The following is a 17,643-nucleotide window of genomic DNA, read 5'->3' as shown; positions in this document are numbered from 1 at the left end:
AACAAGGGGCGCACACATGCAAGACCTGCTGAACGAAATCCTCGATGAAGTAAGACCCTTGCTTGGTCAGGGCAAGGTGGCCGATTACATTCCGGCACTGGGCGGGGTCCGGCCTGATCAACTGGGCATTGCGGTGTACGGCAACGATGGCCAGGTGTTCAGCGCCGGGGACGCCGAAACAGCGTTTTCGATACAGAGCATTTCCAAGGTGTTCAGCCTGGTACAAGCCATCGGTCACTCGGGCGAGGAGATCTGGCAGCGCCTCGGGCACGAGCCTTCTGGCCAGCCATTCAACTCGCTGGTGCAGCTGGAGTTCGAGCAGGGCAGGCCGCGCAATCCGTTCATCAATGCCGGTGCGCTGGTGATCTGCGACATCAACCAGGCGCGGTTCGCAGCACCGTCGCTGTCGATGCGCGACTTCGTTCGACGCCTGTGCGGCAATCGGGCGATCACCTCCGACTCCAAAGTCGCTGATTCCGAATACCAGCACCGTTCGCGCAATGCCGCGGCGGCCTATCTGATGAAATCCTTCGACAATTTCCACGGCGATGTGGAAGACGTGCTGCGCAGCTACTTTCATCATTGTGCGCTGAGCATGAACTGCATCGATCTGGCCAAGGCATTCGGGTTTCTGGCTCATCAGGGCTTTTGCGCTCACAGCGGCGAGCAGATCGTCACTGCGCGGCAGGCCACCCAGGTCAACTCGATCATGGCCACCAGCGGCCTGTACGACGAGGCCGGCAACTTCGCCTACCGCGTAGGCCTGCCGGGCAAGAGCGGGGTAGGCGGTGGTATCGTTGCGATCGTGCCCGAGCGTGCTTCGGTCTGTGTATGGTCCCCGGAGTTGAACGCAGCGGGCAATTCCCTTGTCGGTATGGCTGCGCTGGAAAAACTCAGCGCGAGGGTCGACTGGTCGGTCTTTTGAGGTAAAAAGCCTTCTGAAGTGAACCGCGCCTCGAAGCGCGAACCAGACAGGAGTCATGGATTGAATAGAAGGCTATGCAAATCGCTCATGCTGAGCGTCGGACTGCTGGTGTTGGCAGGCTGTGGCACGCAGCGCGTCCAGGAACCCGAACTGACGCCTGAACAGGCGCGCGCGCAGATCGTGCGCCTGATGCCGGCGACTGCTACCGATCGCCAGGCATGGGCCACGGATATTCATGCCGCGTTTGCCGCGCAGAAGATTCCGCTGACCACTGAAAACCTGTGTTCGGTGATGGCCGTTACCGAGCAGGAGTCGACCTTTCAAGTCGACCCTGCGGTGCCGGACATGGGCCGGATTGCCCGCGCCGAAATCAACCGCCGCGCCGCGCGGCTGCACATTCCCAATGCGCTGATCGCCACCGCGTTACGTGTTCGCTCGCCGGACGGCAAGACTTACGGCAAACGCCTCGATTCTGCGCGCACCGAGAAAGACCTCAGCGCGATCTTCGATGATTTCATCGGCATGGTGCCGCTCGGCCAAACGTTGTTCGGCAACTTCAACCCGGTCAAGACCGGCGGACCGATGCAGGTCAGCATCGCCTTTGCCGAAAAGCACGCCGAGGATTACCCCTACACGGTCGACGGTTCGATCCGTCGTGAAGTCTTCACCCGCCGTGGCGGCATGTACTTCGGTATCGCCCACCTGTTGGGCTACCCGGTCAACTACACCCAGTCTGTCTACCGCTTTGCCGACTTCAATGCCGGCTGGTACGCAAGCCGCAATGCTGCGTTCCAGAATGCCGTGAGCCGGGCTACGGGCATCGAGCTGGCGCTGGATGGCGATCTGATCCGCTTTGACTCCACCTCGCCGGGCTCCACCGAGCTGGCAGTACGCACGCTGGGCGATCGGCTGGGCATGAACAAGTCGCAGATATGGAACCAGCTCAAGCAGGGCGACACGCTGGAGTTCGAGGAGACCGATCTGTACAGCAAGGTCTTCGCCCTGGCGGACAGGGCGGCGGGCAAGCCTTTGCCCAGAGCCATCCTGCCCGGCATCACCCTGAAAAGCCCGAAAATCACCCGTAACCTCACCACCGCCTGGTTTGCCGAGCGCGTCGACGATCGACGCGAACGCTGCGTGCAGCGTGCGCCCAAGTGAAGTTGAGTCCTAAAAAGCCGCTCAGAAAGGCGGGCCGACGCGGAGCGTTGCACGACAGTTACCATTATCGTTCCGCACGCTCCAGCGTGTGAATGCCGTTCTGGACGCTCTGCGTCCGCTCCTGAGAGGGCTGCGCGGCGAGAAATCTGGTGGTTTCAGCCCTTTACTCAAGCTCTTCAGGACTTTTTTAAGCGTATGCCGGTTTTCAAGCGTTTCATTTCGTTCATGCACCAGGCCTTGCGCGCGATGCATCTGGTCTGGACCACCTCCCGAGCGCTGTCCATCGGGCTGATCGTCGCCACGCTGATCGCCGGCCTGCTGCCCGCGCTGGCCGCCTGGCTCGGCCAGCGCATTGTCGATGCGGTGGTCGCTGCCATGCAGTTGCACGCCAGTGCAGGCGAGGCACCGTTGTGGCCGGTGTTGCGCTATGTGTTGTTCGAAGCCGGTGTGCTGGCTCTGCTCGCGGCAGCACAGCGCGGGCTTTCGGTGCAGCAGGCGTTGCTGCGGGTGCTGCTGGGGCAGAAGGTCAATACCCTGATTCTGGAGAAGGCCCAGACGCTGTCGCTGTCGCAGTTCGAAGACTCCGAGTTCTACGACAAGCTTGTGCGCGTCCGGCGTGAAGCCTCGACACGGCCGCTGGCACTGGTGACCAAATCGTTGGGGTTGCTGCAAAACCTCATTTCGCTGATCAGCTTTGCCGTATTGCTGGTGCATTTTTCGCCCTGGGCGTTGCTGATTCTGGTGCTCGGCGCGTTGCCGGTGTTTTTTGCCGAAGCGCATTTTTCCGGCGACGCGTTCCGCCTGTTTACCCGGCGCGCTCCGGAAACCCGTCGGCAGAATTACATCGAAACACTGCTCTCCCACGAGGGCTATATCAAGGAGGTCAAGCTGTTCGGCTTCGCGCCGCTGCTGCTCAAGCGCTACCGCGACACCTTCGAGCGTCTGTATGCCGAAGACCGGCGCCTGACGGTGCGCCGTGATGGCTGGGGCTTTTTGCTCGGTCTGCTGGGCACGGCTGCGTTTTACCTGGCCTACGCCTGGGTGGTGGTCGATGCGGTGCATGGGCGGATCACCCTGGGGCAGATGACCATGTATCTGGTGCTGTTCAAACAGGGTCAGGCCGCGGTGAGCAGCAGTCTCAGCGCCATCAGTGGTTTGTACGAGGACGGGCTGTATCTGGCTGACCTGTATGTCTACCTCGGTCAGCCGGTTACGCCGTCGGCCGGCAGCCTGACGGTGGGCGCGCAACCCGGTGATGGCATGCGCTTCGAGAACGTCAGTTTCACCTACCCGGGCACCAGCCGTCCGGCACTGGAAAACATCGACCTGCACCTGGCGCCGGGGCGCAGCGTGGCCGTGGTGGGCGAGAACGGCTCGGGGAAAACTACGCTGATCAAGCTGCTGACGCGTCTTTACCAACCCGATCAAGGCCGCATTCTGCTGGACGGCAGCGACCTGCAGGAGTGGGACGAAGATGCTTTGCGCTCGCGCATCGGCGTGATTTTTCAGGACTTCATTCGCTATCAGTTTCAGGTCGGCGAGAACCTCGGCGTTGGCGACACTCAGGCCTTCCATGATGAAGGCCGTTGGCGCGAAGCGGCGGCGCAGGGCATGGCCGCGCAGTTCATCGAACAGCTCGACAAAGGCTACGCCACACAATTGGGTCGCTGGTTTGCGGGAGGTCAGGAACTGTCCGGCGGGCAGTGGCAGAAAATCGCGTTGTCACGCGCTTACATGCGCCGCGACGCCGATATCCTGATTCTCGACGAGCCGACTGCCGCGCTGGATGCCGGGGCAGAAGCGGCGGTATTCGAACATTTTCGCGAGTACGCCAAAGGGCGCATGACGCTGCTGATTTCGCATCGGTTTTCCAGCGTGCGCAACGCCGAACACATCGTCGTGCTGGAGCACGGGCGGGTGCTGGAACGCGGTGATCATGACAGCCTGATCGCCGCAGCAGGGCGCTACGCCGCGCTGTTCGATCTGCAGGCGCAGGGTTATCGCTAGGTAAAAGCGCATAAAAAGTGTTGCAGTGAATGACCAGTCGGCGTTTTATGGGAGCCCTGTTTCAAGCTGTATCTTTTTGAATCAAACGGAGACATCGATGCAATTTCGTAAATTGGGCAAAACCGATCTGTCGGTCAGCGCGATCTGTCTGGGCACCATGACCTGGGGCGAGCAGAACACCCAGGATGAAGCATTCGAACAGATTCGTATGGCCAAGGACGCCAAGGTCAACTTCCTCGACACGGCAGAAATGTACCCGGTGCCGCCGCGTGGCGAGACCTACACCAAGACCGAAAGCATCATCGGCGAGTACTTCAAGAAGTACGGCGACCGCAACGACTGGGTACTGGCCAGCAAGGTCGCCGGTCCAGGTCGCATGGATCACATCCGCGATGGCAATCCGCGCCTTGACCGCAAGAACATCACTGCGGCGCTGGACGCCAGCCTCAAGCGCCTGAACACCGATTACCTGGATCTGTATCAGTTGCACTGGCCGGATCGCAAGACCAACTTCTTCGGCGTACTCGGTTACACCCACGACCCGGATGATCAGGCTGTCGAAATCGAAGAAACCCTGTCGGTACTGGGCGATCTGGTCAAGGCGGGCAAGATTCGCCACTTCGGTCTGTCCAATGAAACGCCATGGGGCACTCAGCGTTTTCTGCACCTGGCCGAAACCCTCGATCTGCCGCGTGCCGTCTCCATCCAGAACCCCTACAACCTGCTTAACCGCACCTTTGAAGTCGGTCTGGCGGAAATCGCCATTCGCGAACAGATCGGCCTGCTGGCGTACTCGCCACTGGCGTTCGGTGTGCTGGCGGGCAAGTACCTGGACGGCGCACGTCCGGCCGATGGCCGTCTGACCCTGTTCGAGCGTTTCCAGCGCTACAACAATCCGCAGGCCGTCACCGCCACAGCCAAGTACGTCGCGCTGGCTCGCGAGCATGGTCTGGATCCTTCGCAGATGGCGCTGGCCTACGTGACCAGCCGTCCGTTCGTGACCAGTAACATCATTGGTGCCACGAAACTGGATCAACTGAAGATCAATCTGGAGAGCATCGACGTCACGCTGTCCGATGAAGTCATCGCCGGTATCGAAGCCATTCACACCTCGCAGCCCAACCCTGCGCCATAACCTGCACTGAACTTAATTTCAGCCTCGCCAGTCAGCACTAGTACGCTTACTCCGAGGCTGAAATTGATGCACATCTCACTCAAGCAACAAGTCGCAATCGTTACCGGCGCCAGTTCCGGTCTGGGCGCAGGTGCTGCACGCGCGCTGGCAGAGGCCGGTGCCGCCGTGGTGATCAACTACAACTCCAAGCCTGAACCTGCCGAGAAGCTGGCCGAAGAAATTCGTGCGGCCGGGGGCAAGGCTTTGGCCGTGGGGGCCGACGTCTCGAAAGAAGAAGACGTCGAGCGGCTGTTTGCACAGACCATCGAACATTTCGGCGCGCTGGATATTCTGGTCGCCAATTCCGGCTTGCAAAAGGACGCGTCGATCGTCGACATGTCCCTCGAAGACTGGAATACCGTCATCAACGTCAACCTGACCGGGCAGTTTCTCTGCGCCCGCGCGGCACTGCGTCAGTTCATCAAGCAGGGCATGCGCCCTGAAGTGTCACGGGCCATGGGCAAGATCATTCACATGAGCTCGGTGCATCAGCTGATTCCATGGGCCGGGCACGTCAATTACGCAGCGTCCAAGGGCGGCGTCGACCTGTTGATGCGCAGCATCGCCCAGGAAGTCGGCGAGCTGAAGATTCGCGTCAACAGCGTTGCTCCCGGTGCCATCCGCACGCCGATCAATGCCGATGCACGCAAGGGCGACGCCGAGAAGGAAATGCTCAAACTGATTCCTTATGGCCGTATCGGCGAGCCGGAAGATGTTGCCAATGCTGTGCTCTGGCTGGCGTCCGATGCCTCGGATTATGTGCACGGCACCACCCTGTTCATCGATGGGGGCATGACCCTCTATCCGGAGTTCCGTGGCAATGGCTGACTTTCCCGCAGAGGCGCAAAACCGCATCGAGGATCACGGCATCATCGGCGACATGCGCAGTGCTGCCTTGATCGCCGACACCGGCAGTATCGATTTCTGTTGCTGGCCGAACTTCGACAGCCCGTCGATTTTCACTGCGCTGCTGGACACCCCCGACGCCGGGATCTTTCAGTTGGCGCCCGATCTGCCCGACGCCAGGCGGCTGCAGATCTACCTGCCGGATACCAACGTCCTGCAAACCCGCTGGATTTCCGAGGACGCGGTGGTGGAAGTCACCGACCTGATGCCGATCGGCGAGGATCAGGATGATCTGCCGCGCATCGTGCGCCGCGTTCAGGTGCGCTTTGGCGAGGCCACGCTGCGCATGCGCTGCCGGGTGCGCATGGATTACAGCCGTGCCGACACCACCGCGCGGGTCGATGGTCAGGACATCTGCTTCGAAGCCGCCGGGCAATCGGGCATGCGTTTGTCGGCAACGACGCCGTTGCGTATCGAGCAGCACGACGCCGTGGCCGAATTTCATATGCACAAGGGCCAGACCATCGAGTTCATCCTTGGCGGAATCGACGACCCGAATGTCGCTGCTGGCCGGTGCTCGCGCTATTTCGATGACACCTTGAAGTTCTGGCGGCGCTGGTCCGGGCAGTCGCACTACACCGGGCGCTGGCGTGAAATGGTCACTCGCTCGGCGCTGGCGCTCAAGCTGCTGACCTCGCGCAAGCATGGTGGCATCGTTGCCGCCGCGACGTTCGGTCTGCCGGAAACCGAGGGCGGTGAGCGCAACTGGGATTACCGCTATACCTGGATACGTGACGCGTCGTTCACCGTGTATGCGTTCATGCGTCTGGGGTACACCGATGAAGCCAATGCCTTCATGAGCTGGGTGCGCGGGCGACTGGATGACTGCTGCGAGCAGACCGAGAAGCTCGGCATTCTCTATGCGCTGGATGGCCACGCTGAGCTGCCGGAAGATAATCTCGATCACTTGTCCGGCTACGGCGGTGCGCAGCCGGTACGCATTGGCAACGAAGCGTACAAGCAGGTTCAGCTGGACATCTACGGCGAACTGATGGACGCCGTGTACCTGGCCAACAAATACGGCGATGCGATCTCCCATGACGGCTGGCAGCACGTGGTGCGCCAGGTCGACTATGTGTGCGAGCACTGGAACGACCGGGACGTGGGCATCTGGGAAATGCGCGGCGGCGATCAGCATTTCCTGCACTCGCGGCTGATGTGCTGGGTGGCGCTGGACCGGGCACTGCGCCTGGCCTTCAAGCGTTCGCTGTCGGGGCCGTTCGAGCGTTGGACCAAGGTGCGCGAGGAGATCCACGACGATATCTGGAAGAACTTCTGGAACGACGATCTGGGGCACTTCGTGCAGCACAAGGGCAGCCGCAACCTGGATGCCTCGATGTTGCTGATGCCACTGGTGCGCTTCGTCGGCGCCAACGATCCCAAGTGGCTGGCGACGCTGGATGCCATCGAGGGCGCGTTGGTGCGTGACGGGATGGTGTTCCGTTACCGCAACGACGACGATCATGATGACGGCCTGGCAGGTGAGGAGGGCGCCTTCGTGGCCTGCTCGTTCTGGTACGTCGAATGTCTGGCCCGCGCCGGTCGGGTCGAACAGGCGCACCTGGAGTTCGAGCAACTGCTGCGTTACGCCAATCCGCTGGGCTTGTACGCCGAAGAGTTCGACGCGCATGCTCATCACCTCGGCAATACACCGCAGGCCCTGAGCCATCTGGCGCTGATCAGTGCGGCCAGTTTTATGGACCGCAAACTGGGCGGCGGGCAGGCGCTCTGGCAGCCTTGATACGCTAAAGAGACGGGGCATGAATGAACGTTCAACGCGTCATTCATGCCTCCTTTCACTTGGCCCGCAATGAAAACCCCACGGGCTGTTCTTCAAGTCGGTGGTCTTGCGCCACAGTCGCGCAATAACTCAACCGCGGTAGATAAACGCCGTTGCTGCGCATGGCTGCCCGAATCGCCACGTCGTCATCACAGGTCGCCAGCGTGCGTCCGGCAAGCAGCCCGATCGCTTGCGCCGAGCGCATTGCGCCCATGGGTGTCCAGTCGGCAATGATCAACGCACCTTTGGGCACTACCGGCTCGTAGGCGCGTACGAAATGCTCAGCGGACCGGTCGCGCAGGTAGGGCACCATGAAGTAGCGAATATCGTCACGATAGGGCAGATGCTCCTTGTGCGCCGGAAGGGTGATGACCCCGTTGGCGTACAGTGAATACGTCAGCAGGATGACTACCGGTGCCGACAATGCCGAGAGATTGAGCAATGTGCCGCGTGCCGCTGTGCGGGGCAGGATACGCCGCAACTGAATCATGCCGAGGATCGTCAGTATCGCTGCACCGGTTAGAAAAAAGGTAAAGCGGTCGGTCACATTGTAGGAAATGGCGAACACCAGATTCAGCAGCGCGGCGCTCCATAACAAGCGCAGCCGGCTTCCCCTGGGAAACAGCAGCAGCCCCGCCAGTTGCGGCCCGATCAGCGACAGCAGCAACAGCGCTACCGCGCTCTTCTCCTCGAGGAGTTTATCGAAACGCAACAGACTGCCTTCCCACTCCGGCCCTGCAACGGTCGCGCTGGCCCCGGTCATGTAACGATGCGCAATATCCAGCAGGCCCATCCCGGCTTTCAGGTCATTGATTACCGCAACAGCGGCCGCCGCGAAACCAAGCATGAAGCCGGGCAGGGTGATCAATACTCGCGCCTTGTGCTGAAACAGCAGGTGCAGGTAAAGCGGCAGCAGAACCACGAACGTCAGTTGATGAACCGAGGCCGCCAGCCCGGTGATGACGCCAATCGCGAAGAGTTTTTTCAGCGGCGTCAAAACGGGACTGTCATTGAAATACAGCGCATAGGCCAGTAGCACGATCAGCGTGTGCAACAGGTAGACCTCAGCCTTGGTCGACACCCAGAACACGCCATGGGTCAGTGTTGTCGCCGCAGCAGCGAGCAGCGCCTGGCGTGCACCCGCGCCAACGCTCTGCGCCAATCGGTAGACCACCCAAGCCAGCGGCAGAAGAAGCACCGAATTCAGCAGGCTGAGCGAGCGTGCACCGAACAGGTTGAAAAAAATCGTATTGAACAGCTGATAAAACGGATGCTCCAGTGGCCCGAGCGACTGGCTGAAATACTGACCCTCATGGGCGTTGGCCAGGAACATGCCATTGTCCATCCATTGCACCGGACCACTGGAGGCCATAAAGCTCGCCGTGATGGCGGCACCTAGCAAAAACAGGGGGATACACATCGATGTGCGCGAATCGAGTGGCATTGAACCGCTCCTCCGTGAGATGAACAAAAATGTCGAGCGTCTGTGTTACGGCCTCAGGGCTGAGGAGTCGGTGCCGGTACCGCGCCGGTAAAGCGCGAGAGCATCACGGCGCCGATGGCCACCGCAAACCACAGGGTCGCCAGACGTATCAGCAATGTCGCAGCAATCGCATCGGCCCCCGGCATGCCCTTGAACATCAGCAGCCCGACCATCACCGCTTCGGCGCTGCCCAGGCCGCCCGGCATGAAGCTCAAGGCCCCCGCGAGCATCGCCAGTGCATAGGTAAATACGGCAAAGGTCAGCGGGATCTGCGCGCCCATCCAGCCAAGCATCCAGTAAAACGCCAGTGCCTCGGCGCTCCAGGCCAGCAGACTGAGCAGGCTGGCGGTCAGCAGCACGTTGCCATGCAGGCACTGGCGAGCGGCAAGCAGCACGTTGAACAACTGCTGCCACAGGCTGCTGACTCGCGTGTTTTTTGTAGGCAGTGAAACCTGTAAACGCTCCAGCAAGTGACGGCGAGACAGCACCAGCGAACCCGTTAGAACCAGTGCCAGACCGAGCAGGATCATCGGCTGCGCCTGCGGATACCACGACAGTCCGAACAGCGTGAGCAGTACGATGGCCAGCAGATCGGAAAGACGCTCGCTGACAAACGCGGCAAAGCTTTGCGGGTACGGCACGCCCAGCGGCCTGAGCAATACGCCACGCAGCGCCTCACCGGCCTTGCCGGGAGTCGTCGTCAGGGCGAAGCCAGCCAGATAGATCCGCAGGCTTTTTCGCCAGGCCAACGGATGCCCCAACACGGAAAGGTAGAGTTGCCAGCGGACGAAGCGCAGCGCGTAGTTGATTGCAGACATCAACAAGGCCACGCCGATGCCGAGCAGCCCGACCTTGCCCGTCGCTGCGCTGACCGCCTGCCAGCCGCCCCACAGCGAGAAACCCAGATACCCCATGGCCGAGAAGACGATCGACAGAAGCACTGCCCGATAGCGCCATCCGGACAGCAACAGCGAGCCGGTCACAGGTTGAGCCTTTTGAACAACGGCTGCGGGATCGAGCGAATCACCCACATGATCCATGCCCAGAAGCCCGGCGCGTAAAGGCTTGTTGATTGGCGTGCGATGCCATTGACGATGCGTTCGGCAACGTCTTCCGGTTGTGCCACCAGCCAGGCCGGCAGTGGCAGACCCCGGGTCATGGGCGTGTCGACAAAGCCTGGCTTTATGGTCACTACGTGTACGCCCAGCTTGAACATCCGCGCCTGTAACCCGTCGCAGAACGTCGAGACGGCAGCTTTGGCCGAGCCGTACAGATAATTGGAAGGGCGTCCGCGATCCCCCGCGACCGAGGAAATCACCGCCAGTGTGCCGCAACGCTGGACCTCGAAATGCTTGGCCAACACGGTCAGCAAGGCAATCATCGATGCACCATTGGTGATGAATTCCTGCACAGCCAGCCCTGCGTTTTGCTCGCAGGCCTTCTGATCGGGCAAGGTGCCGTGAGCCAGAAGCACGATATCTATCTGCCCAAGTGCAGCCAGGCAATCGGCCAGCATCGCCGGGTGCGCCGAAAAGTGAGTGATATCCAGTTGATAGGTGTCTACGTGTCCGGCACCGCGGGCCCTGAGGTCGGCGGCATTACCGGCGAGCTTGTCCGTATTGCGCGCGACCAGGAAAAAATCGCAGCCTTGCGCAGCCCAGCGCCGGGCGCAGGCATGGGCAATGGTTGATGTAGCGCCAATGATCAGAATTTTTTTCATGACATCACTCGTTTCCAGAAGCGGGACATCAAAGAGGGGTCGCGCAGGGCTTCCAGGCGTTCCCACGTCGGATAGGCCTGACGGAAGTCGCTGCCGCTCATGTGTGCATCCTTGGCCGGGTACAGTCGTCCACCCGCGTCACGGACAATGGCGTCCAGACGCGGGAACAGTGACTCGGCCAGATCGCGCGTTTGCGCAAAGTCCAGTGCCAGCGAGGTGCCCTGCATCGGAAAAGACAGCAGCCCGGGCGAGGCGATGTCACCGCAACGTTTGAGCACCGCGAGGAATGACCCCTGTCCCGAGGCTGCGATGGCATCGAGCAGCAGTTGCATGGCTTGGGGTGCACAATGCTCGGGAATCACGCACTGGTATTGCTGAAACCCCTTGCGACCATAAAGACGGTTCCAGTGCAGCACTCGATCCAGCGGGTAGAAAAACGCCTCGCAGGGGCTGCGGCGGGGCGTCGGCAGGTCTGAGTGCGCGTGCCAGTACAGCGAATTGAACGCACGCAAGGACAGGGTGTTGATCAGCGACACTGGAGGCGTGAACGGCACGCTCAGGCGATTGCGCGCCTCAACCGACAGTGACCCGTAACGGGCGTGGTCGCCGACCATGTAGACCCCGCGACCGCTATGCGCACCACGGGCCAGGCAGTCGATCCAGGCGACGCTGTATTCATGCTGCGCATCCAGCTCGTGCGACAGCGTAAAGAACTCCGCCAGATTGGCGAAGCGCACTGCCGTACTGTCGATCTGGGCGCTGCGGATCGGCATCAGCTGCAGCTCGACCCAACTGATAACGCCAGTCAGACCGAGGCCGCCAATGCTGGCGGCGAAAAACCGGGAATTGTCCACGGCTGAGCAGACCATGGGCGGCTGGTCATGACGGATCAGCTCGAAGCGCATGACATGACAGCCAAAGGTGCCACGCCGATGATGGTTCTTGCCGTGCACATCATTGGCCAGCGCGCCGCCTATCGTCACGTACTGTGTGCCAGGCGTGACCGGTAGAAACCAGCCGTGCGGGATCGCTGCCGCGAGCAGTTGCGACAGTGTCATGCCCGCTTCCAGTTGCACCACACCGCGCTGCCAGTCGGCAGCAATGAAGCGATCCAGCCCGCGCATGTCCAGTACGTGATCGCTGCTGGCCAGACAGCTGTCGCCGTAGCTGCGGCCGTTGCCGAAGGGCAGGCTGGTGTGATGGCGTGCCACGGTTTGCGAAATGTGCGCGGGCAAGCGTTTTATCGAATCACATTCGTGACCCTGCTGGGCAACCTGCGGGTAGCGGCCCCAGGAGTAAAGAGGCCCGCTCATGCTGCGACCCAGAACACCAGCAGGAACAGCAAGCCGATCCCCTGGCTGATCCGGTCGCGAATCGCGAAAACCACCGGGTCCTCGTTCATTTCACCGCGATGGGTGAGCATCCAGATCCGGGTGATCCAGAACAACAGCAATGGGCAGGCCAGCCAGATAACGTGCGGGTGCTGATACAAGGCCACCGTCGCACCTTCATGGATGTAAAGCGCCAGCACCATCACTGCCAGATTGCCTGACGAAGCCCCCAATGAGGCGATCATGTCCAGATCGCCCGGGTAGTAACCACGGCCAGCCGTCTTGCCTGTTACAGCGCGCAGTCGTGCCTCGCGCAGTTCGGCATAGCGCTTGACCAGCGCCAGGCTGAGAAACAGAAACATCGAAAACGCCAGAATCCAGAACGTCAGTGGCAATTGAAACGCTGCCGCACCGGCCAGGATGCGCGTGGTATAGAGCATCGCCAGCACGATGACGTCGACGGCCATGTGGCGCTTGAGGTAAAGCGAATAAACCAGCGTCAGCAGGTAATAGGCTGCCAGCACCGCTGAAAACTGCCACGGTAATCCGGTTGCCGCAGCGGAGAAGGCTGCGGCGAGCAACAGCGGTATGACCAGCAGGCCGGATTTTATCGACAGCGCACCGCTGGCGAACGGGCGCTCGCGCTTGCTTCTGTGGTGGCGGTCGTCTGCCAGGTCAAGGAGGTCGTTGAGCAGGTATACGCTGGATGCGCACAGCCCGAAACACAGAAAGGCCAGCAAACCGTCGAGCAGCAACTGCGTGCTCTGGACCTGATGGGCAGCCAGCAGGGGCACAAAAATCAGCGCGTTCTTCAGCCATTGGTGCAGGCGCAGCGCCTTGCGCCAGGCGCTGGTCCCGGACGCTGCCGATTGGATAACCTGCTCGACGTTGCCTTGTGCCCGCGCCTTGCGCTCCACACCGGCAAGCGGGCTGGCGACGATGGCCTTGCGTGAGACACCCCAGATGCACAGATCGTCCCGGGAGTTGCCGATGTAATCGAAGCCCCGCTCACCATAATGGCTAACCAGCAAGTCGCGTTTGCGATGCGCGGAAAGGTTGGTTATACCGTCCGAGGCCCACACCTGATCGAACAGTTGCAGGTGTGCCGCGATCCGGTTGGCGAGGGATTCGTGGGAGGCGGTAGCCAGAATCACGCTTCTACCGGTCTGCCGCTCGGTCTGAATGTAATCAATGACGTCAGCGTTGAACGGCAGTAAAGCCACGTCAATGTCGGTACCCAGCGCCAGGCCTTGCTTGAGAGACGCCTTGCCCTGCAGCAGCCAGGCGAAAAGACTGAACAGCTTTAACGGATGACCACGGATAAACGCCACTGCGGTTTCAAACAGCATGTCAGTTCGCAGCAATGTTCCGTCGAGGTCGACAACCAGCGGTGTATGAACCTCAAGAATTCTTCCTTGAATACCGGGCATGAATAGTTGCTCCTGTGAACGTGAGCGCACTATGGAACGAAAACGGACATTCGCCACTTCAATAAAGTTAAACGCTATCGATAATTCAGCCGTGCCGATGGCGTCAGAAAAATCAGCTGTTTGACACTATTCGCCACACGACGGCTATTGATCCGTTATTCGATCAAAGACCGGAATCTGGCGGTGGCAACGGTGATGGCTGGCGAGTGCCGCGCCACCCATCGCGATCTGGCCGGGGCAGTGCGCTTCCGGCGATTCTTTGCCGATCGGTATGAGCGACTCCGCGTGACCCGTTGCAGATCCCGGCCCCGCGCGGACTGCGCTTGAGGTGTTCATTGGTCGCAGACATCAAAAAAATAATGAATTTCTTTGCCACGAATACAGTCACCTATACTTCAAGCCACTGCTGAAAAAGGATCAGACTTTCAATGGCACTTCCAAAGCATTACCGCATTGATTATCTGCTAAATGGTTCGTTCAAGAGTTTTTATATACGAACCGAGAATATGGATAACGCTGAAGCATGGCACTGTGCAAGTGTCGATGCAGGCCTCGCACGCATACCTAAATATAGATTGGAGAAGGTTGCTCGCGTATCCAAACCTTATGCCGAGCACTTCGGTGTCACCAATGTTGAGTGGGCTCAGGCCTGAGCCCACTCAACCCTGCACCCGGTCAGCGGTGAGCGATCTGCTCCAGCGCAAGATTGCGTGTGCGCGGCCCGAACCGGCCGATGGTGACGATCACGATCAACATGCTGCCGACGATGAAGGCCAGTACGCCCGGCGTGCCGAAGTGGTCGAGAAATATCCCGATCAGGAGGCTGCTGAACACCGTTGACAGTCGGCTGAACGAGTAACAGAAGCCCACTGCGCGAGCGCGGATGTTGGTCGGGAACAGCTCACCCTGATACGAGTGGTAGCTGAAGCTCAGCCATGCGTTGCAGAACGTGATCATGATCCCGCAGAAAATCAGTCCTGCCGCGCTGCTTTGAAAGGCGAACAGGCTGCCAAAAATCATGGCGCCCAATGCAGAGCCGACGATTTGCCATTTGTTCTCGAAGCGGTTGGCAAACTTCACGAACAGCAACGGCCCCAGCGGATAAGCCAGCGTGATCACGAACGCATACCCCAGGCTGTGGGTGACGCTCAGGCCCTGACCTGAGAGCAGGGCAGGCAACCAGTTGCCGAAGCCAAAGAAGCCGATCGCCTGGAATACATGAAACACGATCAGCATCAACGCGCGGCGACGGTAGGGCGGTTGCCACATGTCGGCAAATCGGCCTTTGCCTGACAGGGCCACGTTGTCCGGTTGAGGCTCATCCAGTGGTTTGCCGTGGTCCTTGATGCAGCGCGCCTCAATTCCGTCCAGGACTCGCTCGGCTTCATCGAAGCGTCCCTGCTGCGCCAGCCAGCGCGGCGATTCCGGCAGCGCCGAGCGCAGCCACCAGACGAACAGGGCAAAGACTGCACTGCTGATCACGACCCAGCGCCAGCCGGAAAAACCGAAAGGGTCCTGGGGCACCAGCCACCACGACATCAGCGCGACGCTGGGGACTGACAAAAACTGAATGAAGAAAGCAAAGGCGAACGCCGAACTGCGTATGCGCTTGGGCACCAGTTCTGACAGGTAGGTGTCGATGGTGACCAATTCGACGCCCAGGCCAATACCCACGACGAAGCGCATGCCAATCACGCCCAGTGCAGAGGTCTGCAGGCCCATGATCACGGTGGCAACGGTGTACCAGATCAGCGCGAAGGTGAAGATCGCGCGGCGTCCGTAGCGATCGGCAATCGGGCTGACGAGGCTGGCACCGAAGAGCAGGCCCAGAAAAGTCGCCGAGGCAAAGGCCGCCTGATCGGAGAAGCCGAACAGACCCTGACTGCCCGTGGCGAAGATTCCGTCACGGATCAGGCCGGGACTGATGTAGGCGGTCTGGAACAGGTCGTAAAGCTCGAAAAAACCGGCGATGGACAGCAGAGCGACCAGCCGCCAGATGGTCGCGACCGCAGGCAGTCGATCAATACGCGCCGAGATATACGCTGCCCGCAACGGCTCGTTCGCGGCTGCCTCGGCATGAGGTAATGAGGTCATGGATGGCCATCCTGAGTTCTTGTTGAGGCCTGGATACTACTCCTTACAAGTTGTAATCAATGGTCTTTTAATGCGGTTATTGAGGTTTAAAAGATGAAAAATTGTTCACAGGATTAGTTTTTCGATTTTTTATATCGGATCCATTAGAGCGCTAGTGTCACTTGGTCATGAGGTGAATGCATTGATGACTTGGCAAGGAATGGCGGCGCAAAAAAACCGCAGGCATGAAGCCATCAACGATGTATCAACATGTGTCGCAAAACCTTAGGATTAGACCTTCACTTTCTGCATGCCGGGTTCCCGTGACGTACAAACTGCCCACTACTGCCACTGCTCCTTTCTGCCCCTCGGCGACCACGGACAGTGTGGCCATTCCGCCGAACGCGTCCTTGATGCGCAAGATGATGCTGTTCGTCGGGCCGGGCCTGCTGGTTTCCATCGGCTACATGGACCCTGGCAACTGGGCGACGGCCATCGAGGCCGGGTCGCGCTTCGGCTATTCACTGCTGTTCGTGGTGGTACTGGCCAGCCTCTCGGGCATGGTCTTGCAGAACCTTTGTTCGCGGCTGGGTATCGCGACCGGCCGTGACCTGGCGCAGTTGTCCGCCGCCCGCTACAGCCGCAAGGTCGCCAAGGGCCAGTGGCTGCTGGCAGAGCTGTCGATCATTGCCACCGATCTGGCGGAAGTGCTGGGGGCTGCGTTGGCGTTTCATCTGTTGCTCGGCGTTTCCATCACCACCGGTGTGGCGCTGACCGCTTTCGATACGCTGATTGTGCTGGCTTTGCAGGGCGCCAATTTTCGTCGTCTGGAAGCCATCGTGCTGGGGCTGATTGCAACCATCGCCAGTTGCTTCGCCGTCGAGTTGTTTCTGATCAAGCCGTTCTGGCCGGACGTCGTCGCGGGCCTCAAGCCGAGTTGGGATGTGTTGAGCAGCCAGGAGCCGCTGTATATCGCCATCGGCATTCTCGGCGCCACGGTCATGCCGCATAACCTTTATCTGCACTCATCGGTGGTGCAGACGCGGGTCAACGGTTCCGACCAGGCCAGCAAGGCCAGCGCCATCCGCTATGCGCGGCTCGATACCATCGGTTCGCTAAGCCTGGCGCTGTTGATCAATGCGGCGATTCTGATCCTCGCTGCTGCGGCTTTTCACAAGACCGGGCATACCGAGGTGGTCGAGATTCAGGACGCCTACCACCTGCTTGATCCGCTGGTGGGTGGTGCGCTCGCCAGCGTGCTGTTCGGTATTGCCTTGCTGGCGGCGGGGCAGAGCTCGACCTTCACCGGCACCATCGCTGGCCAAGTGGTGCTTGAAGGTTTTCTGCAGGCGAAGATTCCGTGTTGGCAGCGGCGCTTGATCACTCGGGCGCTGGCACTGATTCCGGCGCTGATCGGCGTGGTCTGGCTGGGTGACAGCTCGGTGGGGCAGATGCTGGTGCTCAGTCAGGTCGTGCTGAGCCTGCAACTGCCTTTCGCGCTCTGGCCGTTGATTCGTTTTACCAGCGACCCACAATTGATGGGGCCGTTCGTCAACAGCCGGCTGGTGAAAACGGCTGCCTGGGGGCTGTTCGGACTGATCTCGGCGGCCAACCTGACGTTGCTGTGGTTCTGGATCAGCTGAACTTGATCGGCGA

14 protein-coding genes are annotated in these 17,643 nt (G+C 60.2%); 8 read left to right on the top strand and 6 right to left on the bottom strand.

Translation table 11 applies throughout. The features are described 5' to 3' along the window. Nucleotides 1–16: 16 nt before the first annotated feature. From glsB to LIX91_RS08200, 6 genes are all read left to right on the top strand, one after another. Nucleotides 17–925, top strand: coding sequence for a glutaminase B (glsB, locus tag LIX91_RS08225; protein ID WP_004412672.1), 909 nt, complete (start codon nucleotides 17–19; stop codon nucleotides 923–925). Nucleotides 926–1,012: 87 nt separating this feature from the next. After that, complete coding sequence (locus LIX91_RS08220; protein WP_004412674.1) at nucleotides 1,013–2,083, top strand: DUF1615 domain-containing protein; 1,071 nt, start codon at nucleotides 1,013–1,015, stop codon at nucleotides 2,081–2,083. Between the two features lie 195 nt (nucleotides 2,084–2,278). Next, nucleotides 2,279–4,090 (top strand): ABC transporter ATP-binding protein, encoded by a 1,812-nt coding sequence (locus tag LIX91_RS08215; RefSeq protein ID WP_226488316.1) that lies wholly within the window; start codon nucleotides 2,279–2,281, stop codon nucleotides 4,088–4,090. A gap of 97 nt (nucleotides 4,091–4,187) precedes the next feature. After that, nucleotides 4,188–5,225, top strand: coding sequence for an NADP(H)-dependent aldo-keto reductase (locus LIX91_RS08210; protein WP_004412678.1), 1,038 nt, complete (start codon nucleotides 4,188–4,190; stop codon nucleotides 5,223–5,225). 66 nt (nucleotides 5,226–5,291) lie between these two features. After that, nucleotides 5,292–6,092, top strand: coding sequence for an SDR family oxidoreductase (locus tag LIX91_RS08205; RefSeq protein WP_003409893.1), 801 nt, complete (start codon nucleotides 5,292–5,294; stop codon nucleotides 6,090–6,092). Then, nucleotides 6,085–7,911, top strand: coding sequence for a glycoside hydrolase family 15 protein (locus LIX91_RS08200; RefSeq protein WP_226488315.1), 1,827 nt, complete (start codon nucleotides 6,085–6,087; stop codon nucleotides 7,909–7,911). The genes LIX91_RS08205 and LIX91_RS08200 overlap by 8 nt, the downstream gene beginning before the upstream one ends. Before the next feature lie 55 nt (nucleotides 7,912–7,966). Here the strand turns inward: LIX91_RS08200 and LIX91_RS08195 are convergent, their stop codons facing one another. From LIX91_RS08195 to LIX91_RS08175, 5 genes are read right to left on the bottom strand one after another with little or no spacing between them, the layout of a single operon-like run. Next, a complete protein-coding gene (locus LIX91_RS08195) occupies nucleotides 7,967–9,394 on the bottom strand; it encodes a DUF2723 domain-containing protein (protein ID WP_226488314.1) in 1,428 nt (475 codons plus the stop codon). A gap of 53 nt (nucleotides 9,395–9,447) precedes the next feature. Continuing rightward, the gene (locus LIX91_RS08190; RefSeq protein ID WP_024961327.1) at nucleotides 9,448–10,416 is read right to left on the bottom strand and encodes a YbhN family protein; all 969 of its coding nucleotides are present in this window, start codon (nucleotides 10,414–10,416) and stop codon (nucleotides 9,448–9,450) included. Continuing rightward, nucleotides 10,413–11,153: an SDR family oxidoreductase gene (locus tag LIX91_RS08185; protein ID WP_004412687.1), complete on the bottom strand. Its 741-nt coding sequence runs from the start codon at nucleotides 11,151–11,153 to the stop codon at nucleotides 10,413–10,415. The genes LIX91_RS08190 and LIX91_RS08185 overlap by 4 nt, the downstream gene beginning before the upstream one ends. Then, entirely contained in the window at nucleotides 11,150–12,466 is a 1,317-nt protein-coding gene (locus LIX91_RS08180; protein WP_004412689.1) for an FAD-binding oxidoreductase, read from the bottom strand. Before LIX91_RS08180 ends, LIX91_RS08185 begins: the two co-directional genes overlap by 4 nt. After that, nucleotides 12,463–13,914, bottom strand: a complete 1,452-nt coding sequence (locus LIX91_RS08175; protein WP_226488313.1) for a UbiA family prenyltransferase — start codon at nucleotides 13,912–13,914, stop codon at nucleotides 12,463–12,465. Before LIX91_RS08175 ends, LIX91_RS08180 begins: the two co-directional genes overlap by 4 nt. A 428-nt stretch (nucleotides 13,915–14,342) precedes the next feature. Between LIX91_RS08175 and LIX91_RS08170 the strand changes: the two genes are divergently transcribed. Next, complete coding sequence (locus LIX91_RS08170; protein WP_003407519.1) at nucleotides 14,343–14,567, top strand: DUF6555 family protein; 225 nt, start codon at nucleotides 14,343–14,345, stop codon at nucleotides 14,565–14,567. A gap of 22 nt (nucleotides 14,568–14,589) precedes the next feature. On the opposite strand, the gene LIX91_RS08165 is transcribed toward LIX91_RS08170, so the two are convergent. Further along, nucleotides 14,590–16,008 carry an MFS transporter gene (locus LIX91_RS08165; RefSeq protein ID WP_226488312.1) on the bottom strand — a complete coding sequence of 473 codons (1,419 nt, stop codon included), beginning with the start codon at nucleotides 16,006–16,008 and terminating at the stop codon, nucleotides 14,590–14,592. A 302-nt stretch (nucleotides 16,009–16,310) separates the two neighbouring features. Here LIX91_RS08165 and LIX91_RS08160 point away from each other — a divergent pair, with 302 nt between their 5' ends. Continuing rightward, complete coding sequence (locus LIX91_RS08160; RefSeq protein WP_032702838.1) at nucleotides 16,311–17,630, top strand: Nramp family divalent metal transporter; 1,320 nt, start codon at nucleotides 16,311–16,313, stop codon at nucleotides 17,628–17,630. The last annotated feature ends 13 nt before the right edge of the window (nucleotides 17,631–17,643 follow it).

This window comes from Pseudomonas sp. B20, from assembly GCF_020515755.1.
GTDB classification, from domain to species: domain Bacteria; phylum Pseudomonadota; class Gammaproteobacteria; order Pseudomonadales; family Pseudomonadaceae; genus Aquipseudomonas; species Aquipseudomonas syringae.
Note: the sequence above shows the minus strand (reverse complement) of the source record. Positions and strands in the feature narration are given on the sequence as shown.